Genomic DNA, 2,575 nt, shown 5'->3' on the forward strand with positions numbered 1-2,575 from the left:
TGAAGTGCGGCGGTCGCGGCAAGCCGGCCCCGGTCATGATGACCCAGACGATGGGCCTGGGCGGGTGCGTGCCCAACGTCAGCCCGTTCGTCGGCAACGGGCAGTTCGTCAGCGGACCGTGGGCGCCATCCTGACCTGGCTTCCCTGTCTCAACGAAGCGCAGCGACTATGTGCCCAACGGAGGTAGACGGATTGCCATCCGGGGGCGGGTCGAGTCGATCAGCCCGCTGACAGGCGTCCTCAACCCGGTCGCGGAAGTTGCCGAAGTCGAGCCTGGTCTTGTCCCAGGAGGGGTCGTGCTCCCGCAGCAGGTCGCGGGCCCGCTTGGCGTTCTCCACGAATCGGGTGCAGTTGCCGTAGTGGAGCAGTAGCCACACCTCGAAGCAGGGATTGGACCAGGCCAGATTGACGTCGTTAGCGGCAGATTCGCGGGTCGCCGGCTCAGTGGCGAAGTCGTCGACATCGCAGACGGCCCACGCCTCGTCGAAGTCGTCGCGCTGCCGACGCCGCGCCGCACCTCGTACCACGTTGACCGGCGAGCCGCGTTCTGCCACGACGACCACCCGAGGACGCACCCACGCCTCCTGCTTGAGGCCGTTGAAGTAGTCCCGTTCCGTGGATTCACCATTGGTGGCGATCAGCACGGTTGTCCGCTGCTCTCGGGTCGATGCGCGGCGTCGGAGGTCGGTCTCGCGGCCACGGCCGGACCGTATCGAGCCCGAGGCACGCCGGTCACCCTGCCGGGGCGTCATCCGATCCTCCACGGGTGGCAAGGGCCTGCTCAAACAGGTCGGTGGACAGGTTGGGAACTGCGCCATAGTTGCCGTTCAAGTAACGGCGCTGACGGTTCTCACCTTCTTTCCGAGGCTTGAAGTCGGTCAACGGATACAGCGAGGAGGCACCCTCGTTGTCCTTCTCCACGAACCAGATCTCGTCGCGGCGGAGGATTTCTTCAGCGTCGAGGGTGCCGAGCAGGGCGGCGTCGTGGCTGGTGAAGATGAGTTGGCCGCCAAGGGGGTTCGCGGCCGGGCTGCGGAACAGGCTGATGAGCTTGGCGGGCAGGATCGGGGGCAAGCTCGCATCGATCTCGTCGATCAGCATTTTGGTGCCGGTACGTAGCATCGCTGCGGCATGCAGACCCAGGGTCAGCAGTTGCCGGGTGCCCGTCGACTGGTCCTGCAGGTCGAGCAGTGCGGTGCCGTGCGGACCCTGATGAGCGAACTGGACGCGGGGCGAGGGCCGGATAGCCGCGACGGCTCTTTTTAGTCGGTCGCTTGATCTCCTGGCTGGCAGGTCGGACCAGACGGCCTGATCATCACCCGAGTCAGAGGCGATCACGACGTCGACGATCCCCACATCGGCGGCCTGCAACAGGTCAACGACCAGGCGGCGTACCTCCTCGGCATCCGATTGGCCGATACGGACGAGGGCGGACAGCCCAGAGTTGGGGTCAGTCCGTTGGCCGGTCAGGTAGAACCACCGGTAGGTGTCGTGCAACGGCTGTGGGTTTGTCGGATCCGGTTGGGGGCGGCTCTGGCCGAAGCGCGCGACAGTGCTGAGAAAAAGAGCTGTTGGCGCGGTGATACCAGCAATCTGCTCCAAGTCGCTGCGCCGGCCCGACTCCTCGCCCCAGTTGAAGACGTCGCCGTCGCGCTCGAATACGCGCCGCCGGCGGCCCAGCGGATAGTGGTAGAGCCACTCCTCCAGCACCCGGTCGTCGTCGATCGTGAAGCCATAGGTGTGTCTGACCCCGCCGAGCCGAAGGTCGACGACATAGCGCGATGGCTGGACGGCGACCTCCGGGTCCAACCGGAACGGCTCCCGGGACAGGCCCACACCGGGCTCAACCGCCCGGTCGGACTCCACGACCATATGCCGCATGAACGCCAGCGCGCCCAGGCAGTTCGACTTGCCCGACGCGTTGGCTCCGAAGATGCCGACGACTTGGACCGCCTGCGGAGCCGGCTCGTCGGCCTCGGCCCCGTCGCCGTAGACGGGCGTCAGGTTCAGCTGATGCTCGTCGCGAAACGAACGATGGTTGGCGAAGCGAAAACTCAGCAGCATTGGCCGCGTGCCCCTAGCTCGTGGGCGGTTACAAGTACATCTCTGCGAGTAAACCACGAGAAGGCGGCACAAAGGGCCGACGCAGGCCAGCCTTGCCGTTGGCGGCGCTTTTGATCACGGCGCTATGCCGTCAGTGCCGAAGCTGCGCGCCTCAGGCCCGTGAGGAGAGGTTGACTGCCTCGGCGAGGATGGCATCCAGCTCGTCGTCCGTGATGTGGCGGGGCAGCCTCGGCCAGGAGGCGGGCGTAGCGGCCGGCTTTGTCGCGGGCCACCTCGGCGTCCGCGACTGCCGCGCTCAACCAATGCACGATGGCGTCCGCCATCCGGGCTGCCGCCTCCGCGTCGGAAGCGGCCTGGTCCAACACCCGACGTCCCTGACGGGCAGCTTCGATGGCGACGCGAAGGGACGCCTTGACCTCGCCAACACAGATCGTGGTGGTCGGTGATCAGCCAAGGACGCTGATGTAGCGGCGTGCCGCCTCCGAGCTGCCCTGGACGAGTGCCATGGCTT

The 2,575-nt window shown here is 66.4% G+C and carries 2 protein-coding genes; both read right to left on the minus strand.

The window, feature by feature from the left end:
• Positions 1 to 149: 149 nt before the first annotated feature.
• On the minus strand, positions 150 to 644 hold the full coding sequence (locus KBX08_RS32850) for an RloB family protein (RefSeq protein ID WP_210787641.1): 495 nt from the start codon (positions 642 to 644) through the stop codon (positions 150 to 152).
• 88 nt (positions 645 to 732) lie between these two features.
• Positions 733 to 2,064 (minus strand): ATP/GTP-binding protein, encoded by a 1,332-nt coding sequence (locus tag KBX08_RS32855; protein ID WP_210787642.1) that lies wholly within the window; start codon positions 2,062 to 2,064, stop codon positions 733 to 735.
• Positions 2,065 to 2,575 lie beyond the last annotated feature (511 nt).

Source organism: Micromonospora sp. H61, from assembly GCF_018070325.1.
Classification (GTDB): domain Bacteria; phylum Actinomycetota; class Actinomycetes; order Mycobacteriales; family Micromonosporaceae; genus Micromonospora; species Micromonospora salmantinae.